Annotated in this window: 13 protein-coding genes and 1 pseudogene; 8 read left to right on the forward strand and 6 right to left on the reverse strand. The window is 43.8% G+C overall.

The window, feature by feature from the left end:
- Window positions 1–282: 282 nt before the first annotated feature.
- A complete protein-coding gene (locus tag IM462_RS05220) occupies window positions 283–477 on the reverse strand; it encodes a DUF2949 domain-containing protein (RefSeq protein ID WP_002732568.1) in 195 nt (64 codons plus the stop codon).
- Window positions 478–839: 362 nt separating this feature from the next.
- Window positions 840–1361: a DUF192 domain-containing protein gene (locus tag IM462_RS05225; protein ID WP_287701898.1), complete on the reverse strand. Its 522-nt coding sequence runs from the start codon at window positions 1359–1361 to the stop codon at window positions 840–842.
- A 294-nt stretch (window positions 1362–1655) separates the two neighbouring features.
- On the opposite strand from IM462_RS05225, the gene petM reads away from it, so the two are divergent.
- From petM to thyD, 3 genes are all read left to right on the forward strand, one after another.
- Window positions 1656–1769 carry a cytochrome b6-f complex subunit PetM gene (gene petM / locus IM462_RS05230; RefSeq protein ID WP_002731506.1) on the forward strand — a complete coding sequence of 38 codons (114 nt, stop codon included), beginning with the start codon at window positions 1656–1658 and terminating at the stop codon, window positions 1767–1769.
- Between the two features lie 104 nt (window positions 1770–1873).
- A complete protein-coding gene (psb28, locus tag IM462_RS05235; RefSeq protein ID WP_002757021.1) occupies window positions 1874–2233 on the forward strand; it encodes a photosystem II reaction center protein Psb28 in 360 nt (119 codons plus the stop codon).
- Between the two features lie 146 nt (window positions 2234–2379).
- A complete protein-coding gene (gene thyD, locus IM462_RS05240) occupies window positions 2380–3327 on the forward strand; it encodes a thylakoid membrane protein ThyD (protein ID WP_287701896.1) in 948 nt (315 codons plus the stop codon).
- Between the two features lie 36 nt (window positions 3328–3363).
- Here the strand turns inward: thyD and IM462_RS05245 are convergent, their stop codons facing one another.
- The 3 genes from IM462_RS05245 to IM462_RS05255 form a co-directional block, all read right to left on the reverse strand.
- Window positions 3364–4089, reverse strand: coding sequence for a GUN4 domain-containing protein (locus tag IM462_RS05245; protein WP_287701894.1), 726 nt, complete (start codon window positions 4087–4089; stop codon window positions 3364–3366).
- A gap of 603 nt (window positions 4090–4692) precedes the next feature.
- On the reverse strand, window positions 4693–5424 hold the full coding sequence (gene radC / locus IM462_RS05250) for a RadC family protein (RefSeq protein WP_002753303.1): 732 nt from the start codon (window positions 5422–5424) through the stop codon (window positions 4693–4695).
- Between the two features lie 97 nt (window positions 5425–5521).
- Window positions 5522–6709 carry an aspartate aminotransferase gene (locus IM462_RS05255; protein ID WP_287701893.1) on the reverse strand — a complete coding sequence of 396 codons (1188 nt, stop codon included), beginning with the start codon at window positions 6707–6709 and terminating at the stop codon, window positions 5522–5524.
- Window positions 6710–6965: 256 nt separating this feature from the next.
- Between IM462_RS05255 and IM462_RS05260 the strand changes: the two genes are divergently transcribed.
- The 5 genes and pseudogenes from IM462_RS05260 to IM462_RS05280 all read left to right on the forward strand — a co-directional run.
- The gene (locus tag IM462_RS05260) at window positions 6966–8252 is read left to right on the forward strand and encodes an FAD-binding oxidoreductase (RefSeq protein WP_287701892.1); all 1287 of its coding nucleotides are present in this window, start codon (window positions 6966–6968) and stop codon (window positions 8250–8252) included.
- Window positions 8253–8261: 9 nt separating this feature from the next.
- Complete coding sequence (locus tag IM462_RS05265) at window positions 8262–9617, forward strand: (Fe-S)-binding protein (RefSeq protein ID WP_287701890.1); 1356 nt, start codon at window positions 8262–8264, stop codon at window positions 9615–9617.
- A 141-nt stretch (window positions 9618–9758) separates the two neighbouring features.
- Complete coding sequence (locus tag IM462_RS05270) at window positions 9759–11057, forward strand: homoserine dehydrogenase (protein ID WP_287701888.1); 1299 nt, start codon at window positions 9759–9761, stop codon at window positions 11055–11057.
- A 19-nt stretch (window positions 11058–11076) separates the two neighbouring features.
- Window positions 11077–12027: a LysM peptidoglycan-binding domain-containing M23 family metallopeptidase gene (locus IM462_RS05275; protein ID WP_287701886.1), complete on the forward strand. Its 951-nt coding sequence runs from the start codon at window positions 11077–11079 to the stop codon at window positions 12025–12027.
- 672 nt (window positions 12028–12699) lie between these two features.
- Window positions 12700–12950, forward strand: a pseudogene (locus IM462_RS05280) (ISAzo13-like element transposase-related protein); the annotation flags it as partial.
- Window positions 12951–13231: 281 nt separating this feature from the next.
- Here IM462_RS05280 and IM462_RS05285 read toward each other — a convergent pair.
- Window positions 13232–15091, reverse strand: coding sequence for an iron uptake porin (locus tag IM462_RS05285; RefSeq protein ID WP_287701884.1), 1860 nt, complete (start codon window positions 15089–15091; stop codon window positions 13232–13234).
- Window positions 15092–15403 lie beyond the last annotated feature (312 nt).

Consider the following 15403-nt stretch of genomic DNA (forward strand, 5'->3'; position numbering starts at 1 on the left):
CTATCTGTCGGGTTTCATCGCTGACTTCTTTGCTGATTTCGACGGTTCCCAGGGGAGAAAGTAATTGTTCAAGGTAATTTTTGGCAAATTGATCATGGGGTTTCATGGACTGAGCAGTTAATCGATAATTCTCAATTGTATAGCTATTAAAAAAGTGGGTTTAAATAACCCACTTCTCGAGTGATGATTGGTAGTTTTTAAGATGGGAATTTTCAAACTGTGCCAGAAACTATGAGCAGCCATGGCAATTATTCTCCTTGTCAATAGTTACCAATAGCAAGATTAGACCACCTCTTCGAGAAAATCATAAATTTTATCTAATTGTTCCAAGGTCACTAAACCGTACTGCCAGAGAATCATCGGTAAATGAATTTTATCAGATTGGATCGAGCGCTCGGCCATAGCGATCGATTCTTGGGGAAGGGACAATTCCTCTTGTAGAAATTGTCGGAATTGGGAATAGGCAATCGTGGACATAGGGGGACTTTTTCCTCAATAGTATATCTAGTAATTTCAATAAAACACGACCTGATCGGTTTCAAGGACAGTTAGTCCTGCGACCGTTTTTCTGTATCTAAGCTATCTAGATGATAGAGTGTGCTTTCCTAAAAATCGCTGGCTCTCTTAAGATAGTCCCGTTAGATCGAGCAGAATTTTGTCTCTGTTTAATTTATACCAAGGGTGAAGATTATTCAATCTATTATTTAATAGACTATAAAAATCTTAATCGATATGGTTATATCTTAAACAGTATAAATGCGTAATAGCTTCTAAAAGCCATACTTATATTTCCAGACAAGGGACACTTTTTATAAGAAAGTTAACACCATTTTCAAAAATTAAGGTCTTGAGATAAACTCAATCTTAATTTTATCTCCTTCTTTCACTCCTAATTCTTTCGCTCGACCACCAGCTAGTTCGATCACTTGATTAACCATGGTGTTTGGCCCATAGACAGGACAAGGATCCACAGCACAAGGAGGGACATTGAGCAAAACTGCTTTCACTATACCATCTTTTAGAAAAATCATGTCTAGAGGAATCGAGACATTTTTCATCCAAAACCTGGCCATCAGAGGTTGTGCAAAGGGAAATAGCATACCGCGATTTTTCTCCAAAGACAAGCGATACATTAAACCCTTGGCCTGTTGTTCTGGGGTTTGAGCCACTTCTAACTCAATTATCTCACCATTAATATCTGCTTTGGCCGTGATCGGTAATATTTGCCCTTGATTCTCAGGCGTAATCTGAGCCATTGAACTATTATTACCATTGAGATTAGTCGATTGACAACTCAGCAGCAACAAACCTAAAAATAATATTAACTTGATCTTGAGCATAAATGATTTTTTACCAGTCATCACCAATAGTTATCAATACTTAATTTTCTCAGTATAAGTGGAGAATTAAGCAGATAAGACATTAACATAAAGTGGCAATAGCAAATATAAAGATAGTATTAAAAATATCTAGCATGGGGGTGAGCATCCTTCCTTGAGCAGAGGGGCAGGATTACTAGAACATATATACTAAGAAAGTTCTTAAAGTTATTGGCCGATTTTCTCCCTCAATTTTGCCCCAGTCTGGCAGCAGTCGATCGCCTTCGTAGGTTAAAATACCATTTATCGATTATTGTAGGCTCAGGAGCAATCACCATGACCGCAGAAAGTATGTTATTTAATGGGCCGATCGTGGCGATCGTTCTCGTCCTCGTCGGATTAGCTTGGGGTTTTCTCCTCCTCAAAATCCAAGGTGGAGAAGCGGAATAGGCTGTTTTTCGGTTCATGGTTACTTTATTAGTAATCATGAACTACTTTTTCCTGTCAAAGGTAATTAAGAGAAAATCAATAACTAAAATTTTATACCCACACCTATGACCACTCCCACGATCGAGTTTTTTGTCGGTTTATCAGAAGAATTAAGCGGTGTTAGTCTCCGCAAAAATAAAAGTACCGGGATTCGCAATGTCCTGATGACTTTTAAAACCCTGAAAGCGATCGAACGTTTCCAAAGTTTCACCACCCGCACCTACGGCGATCTCCGTCTCACCGATGAGGAAGGAGTGATTATAGTTATTCCCAACTCGACTAAGTTTATTTTTGGAGGAGATGAAGGAGATGAAATTCAACGGGTAGAATGTGGTTTTGAAATCACCGATGAACACTGGGAGCGTTTTCTGCGCTTTATGAATCGTTACGCGGCAGCCAACGGTATGGGGTATCAGGATAAGTGAGAAGTGGGGTGTAGGGTGTAGGGTGTGGGGAGAATAAATAAAAATAATCTCCTGATTGACTCCTGACTCCTGACTCCTGACTCCTGACTCCTGAATTCTGATAGTTAAAAACCAGCTAAAATAAGCATAAATTTAGTCAAGAAACCATGAAAATAGCGATTACTGGGGCGACGGGATTTGTGGGGAGTCGATTGGTGGTCAAACTCCATGATCGCGGCGATTACATCCTAATTTTGACGCGCAATCCCGATAAAGCCCGAAGAATGTACCCACAGTCAATCTATCCTAAGATAGATATTATTCCCTATATCGCCACAGAATCGGGGGATTGGCAAAAAGAGATTTCCGGATGTGATGCGGTGATTAATCTAGCGGGAGAACCGATTTCGGAACGCTGGACCGGTGAAGCAAAACGAGCAATCGTCGCTAGTCGGCAAATCGGCACCGAGAAAATTGTCGAGGCGATCTCGCGTAGCGAGCGCGTTGCGACCGCACTGGCCGACCAGAAACCGAAAGTTTTAATTAACTCCTCGGCGATCGGTTACTATGGAACCAGTGAAACCGCTAGTTTTGACGAAAATAGCCCTCCCGGTGGCGATTTTCTGGCGGATGTCTGTAAAAAGTGGGAAACAGCCGCCCAAAAAGTGAAAGATTACGGCACTCGTTTAGTCATTCTTCGCACGGGTATTGTTTTAGGCAATGGGGGTGCTTTAGGGAAAATGATCCCACCCTTCAAACTATTTGCCGGCGGACCGATTGGCAGCGGTCGTCAGTGGTTTTCTTGGATTCATCGGGATGATTTAATTAATTTAATTATCTATTGTCTCGATCGCCCAGAAATTAACGGTACTTTCAACGCTACTGCACCCAATCCCGTCCGGATGAAAGAATTCTGTCAGATATTAGGGGAAGTAATGAAGCGTCCTTCTTGGTTGCCAGTGCCAGATTTTGCCCTCGAAATTCTCTTGGGAGAAGGGGCAAAAATCGTCTTAGAAGGTCAAGAAGTGCTGCCAAAAGCCACCCAAGCGATCGGTTTTGACTATCGTTATCCTAATCTAGAAGCGGCCTTAGAGGAAATTGTCCCGAAAATGTAGAATATCTGATGCACTAGCGGGCCGAATGCTCTCAATCTATTTTTCACTCCAGACGGGATGGGAGAATAAAGAGGCAGCCACTCTCACCCCGCGCAGTTGATTTAACAGGGGTAAATGGCCTACGGGAGCGCTTAAATCCCAGATAAATTCCTGCGGGTATTTTGTCCAATTATTGCCATTTTTCCAGCCAATTTTCGGCCAGAGTTTCGGGAAATCTTGACCGACACCGAGCCATAATTTGCGCTGCACCGACCAACCGAATTTCCCTTCCGAATGAACTAACCAAAGATTATCAATAGTCTGAATGTCAACCTTGGGAAAAGCTTCTACTTCCGTAAAATAGACCCATTTCCTCTGTATTGCTCCTTCTCCTGCTAATTCACAGAGTTTTTGACGGGTGAGACTATCGGCAGTTTGAAAATCCTGTTTAGCCAATAATTCCTGTAAAAGTCGATAATCGATACCTTTAGCACTATCGAGGGGAACAACCCCCGTGGGAAAATAATTAGCTAAAAATTCCTTGCTCTGAGCGCTATTATCTTGATAGAGCAATTGATAAGCCTTACCTGTCACCAGATTAACGGGAGTGGGACGCTGGGCTAATAAAAAATCTCTCAATACAGTTAGGCCACCTTCTCCGTCCCCAGCTAATTGTGTCAGGATCTGTAATTGATTTTTCGGCGACTCGGTGGCTAATTGACTCATCTTACGGGTAATATCCTCGCTCTGTTCTTCTACTAACACGCCATTCTGGTCAGTCATATCATCACTTTTAAGACCACTCCTTCAATACTATTACCACTATTTCGGGGTCGCTGCTCGATTTTTTCCAGACAAAAAAGGGATTTTTAGCGCCGACATTCCGCACCTCTTCATATACTTTTATATATTTTTACATTCCCCAAGATGTTTTGACGAAAAACCTTGATTGTAGAAACTACTATTGAGAACATTTTCAATAATTGATTTTTTCTGAGAAAAAAATTTACAATTCTTCACCTTGATCAAAATCCCTCATTGTGGCTATAGTCCTTACTGGCAAAGGGTTGTAAGCAATATATTAGTAAAAATTATCAATTGAATGTTAAGAAGTGCGGAAAGTGGGTTTCAACAATTCCTATTTTTTCATAATTAGGGTCTCAAGACCCCCCCTAGCGGGCGCCGAGAAAACCCTCACCAGCTAAGTATTTTTACTCAAGTCTCTAGAGGGGGACAGCCAATGTGACAGTTGAGGATGCGGAATGTGGGTTCATATCTCAAATCAGCAACGCCAATTAATTATTATTCATTCTTAATTCTCCTGACTACTGACTACTGGCTACTGACTCTTAACCCCAACAACAATTTTTGATTTTTACAAGAGGTCTAATCTTCTTGGGGATATTTTTCCCAAAGATCCGTGATTTGGCGAAGACTTTGGAAATTGCCATTACCGAGGATCAAATGATCTAGGAGAGGAATGGCTAGATAGGTAGCCCCCTGTAATAATTGTTCTGTGAGTAAAATATCGTCTTGACTAGGCACAAGTGACCCGGTGGGGTGATTATGGGCGATAATTAACTTAGTAGCTGATTGTTTAACCACTTCTCGAAAGATTTCTCGCGGATGTACCAGTGTTTCTGTGGCTGTGCCGATAGTAATCACTTTTAGTGCGATTAACTGATTTTTGACATCGAGTAAAATAACAGCGAAACGTTCCTGAGACTGATACATTAGTTCGTGGCCAAGGATAGCGGCAGCGGTATCGGGACTATCGATAACCATTTTTTCCGTCGGTCGTCGTTGAAAAGCCCGTTTTCCCAATTCGATCGCCGCTAGAATAGTAGTGGCCTTAGCCGGTCCAATGCCATGAATAGCGGTTAATTCTTGGGGGTGAATATCCCTCAAAACGTCCAAAGGATCCCGGCGATATTTACTCAATTCGTTGAGAATATGCTGTCCTAAACCCACCGCCGAGAGTTTCCCCTTACCTTGACCTGTAGCCAGTAAAATCGCTAATAATTCGGCGTTACTGAGGTTTTTCGCCCCGACACTGATTAAACGTTCCCTTGGTCTTTCACTGACGGGAATATCGGCAATTCTTAAGCTGTAGGTCATGGAAGTGGCAAGCTACCGCGATAAAATTCTATCATAATCGCAATTTTAGCCAGTGCCTAGAGGGATTTGGCGGGTAAATCAGGGGGAAAAATTCTCCTTACTGATAGCGAATTCCCGCATCTTCGAGGCGCTGTAAAGCTTCCCCTAATCGCGGGATATCGGCGATTAAACTGACGCGCACATAACCTTCCCCTCCCTCTCCAAAAGCATTGCCCGGAGTGACAACAACACCAGTTTTTTGCAGGACGCTGAGGGCGAAATCCGTGGAAGTCATACCGACGCTACAGGGAATCCAGAGATACATTGTCGCCTTAGAGGGGGGAATATCCCAACCTAATTGCCCCAAACCTTTGATTAAAAAATCTCGTCGCTGCCGGTATCTTTCCTGTACTTGTTTGACGTATTCATCCGGCAGTTGTAGGGCGGTTTCGGCCGCTTTTTGGATGACGGAAAAGATGCCATAATCGAGATTGGTTTTCAGGGTGCGTAACCCTTGAATAATATCGGAATTGCCCACGACAAAACCGACGCGCCACCCAGCCATATTATAGGTTTTCGAGAGGGTATGAAATTCGACACTAATCTCTTTTGCCCCCGGAATTTCTAATAAACTGGTGGGCTGATAACCATCAAAACTCAATTCAGCATAACAGAGATCATGGACGAGCATAATCTCATATTGCTGGGCCCAAGCAACGATTTTTTCAAAAAATTCCCGAGGGGCAACGGCGGCGGTGGGGTTACTGGGATAGTTAAAATAGAGGATTTTCGCCCGTTTAGCCACATCTTCGGGGATAGAATCGATATCTATCAGCCAATCCTGTTCTGCTTTTAAAATGATCGGGTATAGCGTCGCCCCAGCAATCAAGGGACCGCGAAAATGGGCGGGATAGGCGGGACTGGGAACCAAGACCACATCGCCGGGGTTAACATAAGCTAAGGCCAGGTGAGATAGGCCCTCTTTGGAACCTAGCAGCGGCAAAGCTTCGTTATCGGGATTGAGTTCCACACCATAAGAGCGATAATACCATTTAGCGATCGCCTCTCGGAAACTGGCGGTTCCTTCAAAGGGTGGATAACCGTGAAATTGGGGCGTTTCAAAAGCTTGAATGGCCGCTTCGATAACTGGACGCGGGGCAGCACCGTCCGGGTTGCCCATACCTAAATCGATTAAATCTAGTCCTTCTTTGCGGGCTAAGGCTTTTAATTCATCCAAGCGGGCGAAAACGTAGGGGGGTAAGGCACTTAATCGCTTGGCGCGGCTATTCGTCCAATTTACACTCATTACTTCTTGGCTTACTGATCGAGGTAATCTACCATTATGGCACGAGTGTATGGCTAATTTAGCAGTTAGTTATTAGCTGACTTCTTTGTGCCTCAGTATGGCTGGAATTGCCTGACATGGGAGATGGAGAGTCAAACTAAGGTAATCTGATTAACAGAGGCTGAAAATTACCGATTAGCCCCAGCATTACCCCCCATTCTTCGCCATTATCGGCCGGTAAGTCCTGACTCCTCACTCCTCAATTCTTTTCTCAAATATGACTGCGATCGCTGTTCAGATAACTTCTATTTTACCCCCCGACACGACAGTTATTGCCTGGCCACAAGTGCCAAAAGAGGAACAAGAAAGATTATCGAGGGCAATTAGGGGCAAAAGTCCGGAAATTATAGTCTATCCCGCTAATACAACCGCTTTATCCTCTCTGGTGCGTTTTGCCAACGAAAATCGTCTGTCTTTATTGGCCTACGGTCAAGGCAGTAAATTAGATTGGGGTGGATTAGTCCAGTCACCCGATATTTTAGTCAGTAGCCAAAATCTCAACCGGATTATTGACCATGCTAGGGGAGATTTAACTATAACCGTGGAAGCTGGGCTTAAACTGGCGGATTTACAGGCTTTTTTAGCTCTTAGCGGTCAATTTATTCCTCTTGATCCCAGTTACGCTGATAATGCCACGATTGGCGGTATTATGGCCACGGCCGATGCGGGAACATGGCGGCAAAGATACGGTGGAGTCCGGGATCTGATCCTAGGATTCTCCTTTATCCGTCACGATGGCGAGATTGCTAAAGCTGGAGGGCGTGTGGTGAAAAATGTGGCGGGATACGACATGATGAAGCTATTTACGGGTTCCTACGGCACTTTAGGGATTATCGATCAAATTACCCTGCGACTCTATCCCGAAACCCCTAACTCAGAAACCCTGATAATTAGAGGAAATAGCGAAAATATTAGTAAATTGAGTCAAGTTATTCGGCAATCGGCCTTAACTCCCACCGTGGCTGAATGTTTAAACCCAGGGATGACGCAAGCACTAGGATTAGGGGAAAAAGTCGCTTTACTGCTGCGTTTTCAAAGCATTCCCGAAAGTATTAGCGAACAATCGCAACAGGTGAGTTATTTAGGGCAACAGTTAGATTGTCAGACTAATTATTATCGGGATGAGGAAGAAGTTTCTCTAGGGCAAAGATACCGAAAAACAATCGATAATTATGACCAAGAGGGCATTTTTTTCGGCAAAATAGGATTATTACCCAGCAATTTAGCTCTAGTTATCGACCAAATTAACGGACTAGCCTCGATTAATATTAGTAGCGGCGTGGGTAAAGTTATCTTAAAATCGGAGGAAAATCTTGACAAAATTCGCTCTTTATGCAGCGCCAATCAGGGTTATTTAACGGTGTTAACTGCGCCTCCATCGCTAAAAGAAAAAATTGAACCTTGGGGTTATACAGGTAACGCGATTACCATGATGAAAACCCTAAAAACTAAATTCGATCCTCACGGTATTTTTAGTCCTGAACGCTTTCTTAACAAAATCTAATTAAAAATTATGCAAACCTCCGAACATTCCGTTAACTTTCAAGAATTAATCGACCAAAAAAATCAAGGATTTGACCCCAAAAATCCCCCCGCTCAAGAATTAATCGATAGTTGTGTTCACTGTGGTTTTTGTCTTTCTACCTGTCCCAGTTATCGAGTTATTGGCAAAGAAATGGACTCCCCCCGGGGTAGAATTTATCTGATGAATGCCATCAACAAAGGAGAAGCAGTTTTAGACGAAACCACTAGCCAACATTTTGATACTTGTTTAGGTTGTTTAGCCTGTGTTAGTACTTGTCCATCGGGAGTACAATACGATCAATTAATCGCCGCAGTTCGTCCGCAAGTGGAACGCAATCAACCCCGCAGTTTTAAAGATAAAATTATTCGTTTTCTCATTTTTAATCTCTTTCCCTATCCCGTCCGTCTCAAATTATTTTTACCTTTCCTCTGGTTATATCAAACCCTAGGACTACAAACCTTAGTCAGGAAATCGGGTATCTTAAAAATGCTCTTTCCCCGTCTAGCGGCCATGGAATCAATTCTCCCCAAAATTACCCTAAATTCTCTGTTTAAAAACTATCCCGATGTTATTCCCTCCCAAACTAAAAAACGCTATCGGGTGGGAGTAGTTTTAGGTTGTGTGCAGAGACTCTTTTTCTCGCCGGTAAATGAAGCGACAGTGCGGGTGTTAACTGCCAATGGTTGTGAAGTGGTTATCCCAAAAACCCAGGGTTGTTGTGCCGCTTTACCCGCACACCAAGGACAGGAAAAACAAGCACAAAGTTTGGCCAGACAAATGATCGATAGTTTCGCAGCAACCGAGGTTGATTATATTATTATCAATGCGGCGGGTTGTGGTCATACTCTCAAGGAATATCATCATATTTTAGCCGATGATCCTGAATACAAAGATAAGGCTAAGGAGTTTGTGGCTAAAGTACGCGATGCCCAAGAATTTTTAGATGCAGTGGGACTAACTGCTGATTTATCGCCGATTACCGAGACAGAATTAACCCTAGTTTATCAAGATGCCTGTCATCTTTTACACGGACAAAAAATCTCGGTGCAGCCACGGCAATTATTGCAAAAAATCCCCAATATTAACTTAAAAGAACCTATCGATGCGGCCCTGTGTTGTGGTAGTGCCGGAGTTTATAATATGCTACAGCCAGATACTGCCGATGAATTAGGTCAGCAGAAAGTACGCAATTTATTAAATACTGGGGCTGCGGTGATTGCTTCTCCTAATCCGGGTTGTTCCCTACAAATTAAAAAACATCTACAATTACAGGGAAAAGATACACCCGTTATTCATCCTATCGAATTATTAGATTATGCGATTCGCGGGCTGAAAATTGGCTAACTCCCACCATTTGAGGTGTGTTAGTGGTGTCAGGGAAGCAAAAGAAAACCCCACAGACAAAGACCTTGTAATGATAAAATCGACAATGGCGACAGCTTGGCCATTAGTATTTTTTGCGTCAGACTAGCAGGAGATAAAAGCGTGACCTTTAAGATTGGTTTACTCGGTTTCGGGGTTGTGGGGACGGGAACAGCGAAAATCCTCCTCGATCCTTTTGGTCGTCATCCCGTACTCAAAGAGATTACCATTGGACGAGTGGGAGTTAGATCCCTAGATAAACCGAGAGAAATCGAGCTTTCTCCCCAACTGTTGACCACTGACCTAGAATCGATCGTTACTGACCCCGAAATTGATATTATTGTCGAATTATTGGGGGGTTTGGAACCGGCACGCTCTTTAATTCTCCAAGCAATCGCATCGGGAAAGCACGTTGTTACGGCAAATAAGGCGGTTATTGCCCGTTTTGGCGATGAAATCTACGCCAAGGCCAACGAAAAGGGGGTTTATGTCCTCCTAGAAGCGGCCGTGGGTGGTGGCATTCCCGTCATTAAACCCTTGAAACAATCCCTCGGCGCTAATCGCATCAGCAGCATCATGGGAATTGTCAACGGCACAACTAACTATATTCTCACGGAAATGAGCCAAAAAGGGGCAGATTTTAGCGAAGTTCTGGCCAAAGCTCAGGAATTAGGCTATGCAGAAGCTGATCCCACTGCGGACGTGGATGGATTCGATGCAGCCGATAAAATCGCTATTTTAGCCTCTCTGGGTTTTGGAGGTCGGGTAAAACGGGAAGATGTTTACTGTGAAGGTATCCGGCAAGTTAGCGCCGTCGATATCGCCTACGCTGATAGACTGGGATTTGTGATTAAATTATTAGCGATTGCGAAAGATACGGTTAAGGAGGATTCCGATACCCTAGAGTTGCGGGTTCATCCAACCCTAGTACCGAAAACCCATCCCCTCGCTAATGCTAACGGAGTCTATAACGCTATTCTGGTCGAGGGGGAACCCTTGGGACAAGTGATGTTTTATGGACCGGGTGCCGGTGGCGGACCGACGGCCAGTGCAGTAGTATCGGATGTGATGAATATCGTCGGAATTTTAAAAAGTAGTGGCAAAACCAAGGAACTTGACCCGCTTTTAAGCTGTATTCACCAGCATTATTGTCAAATCGCCCCCATGGAGGATTTATCGACCCGTTTTTATGCTCGTTTTCTCTGTCGCGATGTGCCGGGGGTAATCGGTCATTTAGGTATGGCTTTCGGCGACCATGGGGTTAGTCTAGAATCCGTGGTACAAATTGGTATTAGGGGTGATTTGGCCGAAATTGTCGTTGTCACCCACGATGTGCGGGAGGGCAATTTCCGCAACGCTTTAGCGGCAATAGAGTCTTTAGAAGCTATTGACAGTATTCCTAGTATTCTCCGGGTTTTGTAATTAAGAAATCGCTTTTTTTATGGTCATGGGTCGGAGAATCAGAAGTGAGAAAATTTGGCTAAGTTTGACTAGCACAATTTTGTTTTTTTGTCTAGGTTTTTTGGGCTTAAATCAAAAATTAATTTTTGCCCAAGGGTCTGATAATGTTTGTCCCCTGCCGATTTTATCAAGGTTACAACGCCATAAGATCCAAGCGGGAGAAACGATCGCCTCCATCGCCGAAAAATACGCTCTCATCCCCGCAACGATAATTAAACTCAATCCGACTATTCTCAAAAATGGTTTGGCTCCCGTCGGGAAAGAAATCTTTATTCCCCCGATGAATGGCATTCGCATCGAAGCACCCAAGGGTTCCACTTGGCGCGATTTAGAAGCAGCCTATGGTATTCGTGCTGATATACTCTTTGAGCTTAACGGTTGTGGTCGCCGGCCGACAATAGTTTTTATCCCCGGCAGCAATTGGTCCGCCGCCGGCAAGCGATCGGATTATACTGGATTAAGTTCTTATCCCTTATCCTTGGCCAGCACTGTCGGATTAGCCTACGGTTGGCAGAAAAGCCCCACGGAACAGAAAAATCTCTTTCATAGTGGTATTGATCTTCTTGCACCAATAGGTACACCCGTTCTAGCCGCCGAGGATGGTCTCGTGATTTATGTGGGTCAGGAAGGGGCCTATGGTAATTTGGTAGTAATTAATCATTTAGGTCGCCGGCAGACCCGTTATGCCCATTTAAGCAGGGTTACAGTGAGAATTGACCAACGGGTACGAGCAGGAGACGTTATCGGTGCGGTTGGCACCACCGGACAACCAGATATTATTCCCCCCCATCTTCATTTTGAGGTGCGCTTAGATACTCCCGTCGGTTGGACAGCGCAGGATCCCGCTTTGCATTTGCCCCAAATCCACACTTCGACAAGCTCAGTGTCCACCCGCAATCAAGTCAAAAGTAAACGGTTAAGGGACTTCTAAAAAATAAACTATTCATTCTCAAGATTAGACATCTCCAAAAATTATAACCCAGTCACAGCTTGCCTTTAGTCTATGTATTAACTAAATAGTTCGATAGCTGTAATGTATATAGCGTTTTTCAGTCTGCTGAGGTACAAAAGTTATGGGTTTTAGGCAAGAGGCAAGAGGCAAAAGGCAAAAGGGAAGAAAATAGGTGTACCTCACTAGCTTAGGAAACGCTATATCTATCGTTGCTAATTCAATTTCACTGAAAAAATATGAGGTAATTAAAATAATTTTTATAGCAAGTCTCACACCTGTGTGGCACAGTTAAACCTTTGCTAATTAAGCTTTTCAACATCAATATGGCATAGAACGAGTTAGTTAGGACGCTTTCAATTTTCAAACTCTTATCGGTCAAGGGTTTCAGCGATTGATTGTCCTAACCACCCCGCTCTTTGCTATAATGTACCTTTTACGAACAGGAAACGCTATATTCCGTTAGATTCCTTAACTAGAAAAACTTTTGGTCTTGAGATAATATTAGGTCGAGGTCTATTATTAATCAAGTTTTTCCTTTTAAGTGTATATGGAATTAACTGATTCCCTCAAGAAATTGCTCAGTGAAACTGCACTTCAATTAAAAGGTGCAGCTAAAAGAAGATTCATGGCACAAACAGTCTTAGAATTGGGCTAGAAAACCGTTGGAATGGGAGTATTTTAGATGAAATCGAAACAGCTTGGAAATTCGCTCAAACTATGACTTGGAAAGGAAAACACCCGATTGTTAAGTTGATTACTGAAACTTACAAAAAGGAGTAAAGCTTACTAAAAAAGCTAGGGAAAAAATTGAAGAAAAAATCGAACGTCTCACAGAATCAACGAATCAAGACTTTCCCAATTTGGGACAATGGTTTATTGATATCTATTATGATAAGACCTAGTTTGTAGTTAACTAAGATGGTTTGCTAAAAACTGTCTTTGATTCTTTGACTTGTCCTTGTTATACTCGAAAAAGCTCGGAAGTATAAAAGTTTATGCTGCCTATTTTTTCGGAAAAATAGGTTGTAATGGGAGACTCTTTGTTTTCCTAGACAAAAATAATTACTTTTTCAAAAAAACACTTTTCTATTTTTTTGTTGGGTATTTTATTCTCTGGAAGTCCCTTATTTGCCTAAAACAAAACCCCACCATGAGTGGGGTTTCGGGTTTAATTTAGGAAATTCTAGAAAGTAAAGGTTCCGCGGAGAGTGCCAATCCACTCGTTACCAGTACCTTTGAACTGTTCAGGTGCAGAAATCCAGATGACACCGGGGGTGATAGAAATATTGTCGGTGACTTGGTACTTGTAGAACAATTCAACGTGGTAGGGAACGATGTTAGATACTTTTAGACCCATTTCCCGGAAGCTTAAGTGACCGATGTAGGGCTGGGCACCAGCAAACAGACCTAAGATATTTCCTTCTTTACCTAAGTCGGGGAAGGCAATACCAGCACCGTAGGTCCACACTTCCGCATCACCGAGACCGAGTAAACGCACGGTGGAGTAGGAACCGAAGGCACTCAAGCTGGCGAAACCAATATCCACTGCACCGGTTAAACCGTAGCTATTGGATACTTTGGCTCCGAAGTTGAAGAAACCGACTTCATCCTGTAGGGTTACATCTCCAGGAGGGTTGCCGTTGACGTTGAGCAGGTTGTTCAACTGAGTTTGGGAAAGGTTAGCAGCGGAACTTCCCGTTGCACCGAAGGAACCACCGTTACCGAAGATGGCGGTATCGGCACCTTGGTAAGCGTTAACGTAGGTGAAGCCGACGTTGAGGAAGTTAAAGAGGTTAGCGTTAATCTGTGCTAAAGCGGCGTAATCTCCGTTAAAGAGACCATTACCCGGGTTAGGATTGGCCGCAGAACTAGAGCCACCACCACCGGCTAAGTAACCCAAAGAGAGGGAAGTCGGACCAAGAATGCTTTGGAGGAAGCCTAACTGTAGGCTAACACCACCCCCAGAACCACCACCGATACGGTAGATGGGGTTTTCGGAAGCGAAGGTAGATAGAGCACCATTACCACCGTCGAAGTCTTCAAAGAAGGGATTAGTGGTGGGAACGAAGTCATTCCAAATACCACCCCAAGCGGCGACGTAGGTATTGAAGCGACCAAAATAACCTAAGTCAATCGGGGTATAGTAGGCCAACCAGTCAAGAACAACATTGCTACCGTTACCGGCGGCTGTCCAAGTTTGGAATAGGGAAGGGCTTTGCAGGTTATCGAATCTGACGGAAGCGGGATCACCATTTTGCAGTGTGGTGGTGGATTTGTAATCAAATCCAAAGGGAGTGGCACTACCCGCCGCTAAACGAGTTTTCAACACGTCCTGACCGGTGAAGCTCGTGTTTAACAGCAAACGAGCGCGGTATTGCATGGCGGCCTGGGAGGCGGGGCTACCAGCACCGACCGTATCGGTGACAGCGAAGATAACTTCCCCAGCTAATTTGGTGGTGGTGGAGAATTGGTTATTTTCGAGGAAAGACACCCGGCTTTCTAAGTTGTCAACTCTAGCTCCCAAGGCTGCTAACTCGGCTTGGAACTCATCCATCAAGCGCTTGAGGGCATCTAAGTCTTCCTTGAGGACGTTGACACCATCTTGAATTAAACGTTCCATCACGTTTAAGCAAGCGTTTAAACCAGCCGCAAACTCCCAACGGGTTAAAGCTCGGTCACCCCGGAAGGTGCGATCGGGATAACCAACAATACAACCGTAGCGCTCCACAAGACTTCTTAAGGCCTCATAGGCCCAAGCGGTGGGGGAAACATCGCGCAGTTGGTTAACGCTGGTGACTTGATCGATGCTGTTGCCTTCCACGGGTACGGACTGTCCTTCGTTACCGTACTGTTCGATCTGATTGAGTAGTTCGCCAGTTCCTGCACCGTTGTCCTGAACTTGAGCGATTTCTAGATTGTTAAATTCGGTAGAAACACTGGTAGATTTGACGGGATCGAAGCTACTAGCATTAGCGGAAGCTACCAAGGTAGCCCCTAAAATTGCTGGGCTAACCAGCAATGATTTCCAGAACATTTTTAACATGATGGTTTTTCCTCACACCTTATAGGTTGACTACACAGTTTGATGACGCATATAGCCTTTCTATTCTCTTGCCATTATACACGATTTGATTGCTTAGGGAAAGATGCGATCTCATTTTTTCCCTTGACCGGTTGACAAAGTGGCCACCCTGTTGATCCTAACGGTACTTAAACAAAAACTAAAGTAGGTTAGCATCCTTACTGGGAGAAAACTTAAGCTCAAATAACAGGCTCATCTAAACGAGTCGGGCAGGTTTCTGGAGTTCCCCGTCGCCTAGCAACCCTCAAAAACTATCCGCCCTTACCAATTGCT

Origin of the sequence: Microcystis sp. M144S2 (assembly GCF_020246065.1) — a bacterium.
GTDB classification, from domain to species: Bacteria; Cyanobacteriota; Cyanobacteriia; order Cyanobacteriales; family Microcystaceae; genus Microcystis; species Microcystis ichthyoblabe_A.